This window comes from Sphingomonas sp. CCH5-D11 (genome assembly GCF_001557395.1).
GTDB lineage: Bacteria > Pseudomonadota > Alphaproteobacteria > Sphingomonadales > Sphingomonadaceae > Sphingomonas.
The window spans coordinates 1-504 of record NZ_LSKH01000204.1 but is presented as its reverse complement, the minus strand read 5'-3'; the positions used below and the strand labels follow the sequence as shown (position 1 = coordinate 504).

The 504-nt window shown below is 69.4% G+C and carries 1 protein-coding gene; it reads right to left on the bottom strand.

Going from position 1 to position 504, the window contains the following annotated elements; translation table 11 throughout:
• Positions 1 to 40: 40 nt before the first annotated feature.
• Positions 41 to 504: HpcH/HpaI aldolase/citrate lyase family protein (locus AX702_RS12505; RefSeq protein ID WP_197420595.1), on the bottom strand; the 464-nt coding region annotated here is incomplete at its 5' end.

The following is a 504-nucleotide window of genomic DNA, read 5'->3' as shown; positions in this document are numbered from 1 at the left end:
TCTTCGTCATGCCGGGACAAGCCCGGCATGACGTTGTGGGTTAGTCGACCAGCGCCAGCAACCGCCGTGCGCTTTTCAGGTGCGGGGCGTCGATCATCTTGCCGTCCAATTGCAGCGCGCCGGCGCCTGGGTTGGCCTCAAAGGCGGCGATGACGGCGCGGGCGTGGGCGAGTTCGGCTTCGCTGGGGGTAAAGGCCTGATTGATCACGGTCACTTGCGTCGGGTGGATCGCGAGCATGCCGGTGAAGCCGTCGCGGCGCCCACGCGCGGCATAAGCGGCGAGGCCGTCGAGGTTGCGGAAGTCGGGAAACACCGTCTCGATCGCGGGAACGCCGGCGGCGTGGGCGCCGAACAGGGTGAGTGCGCGAACGACGCGATAGGGATCGGTGTAGCTGCCGTCCTCCTCACGCGCGGTGGCCGCGCCGACGGCGGCGGGGAGATCCTCCGCGCCCCAAGTGACGCCGGCAAGGCGGCCACCGCGCGTGAGGAGGACGGCAGCTACAC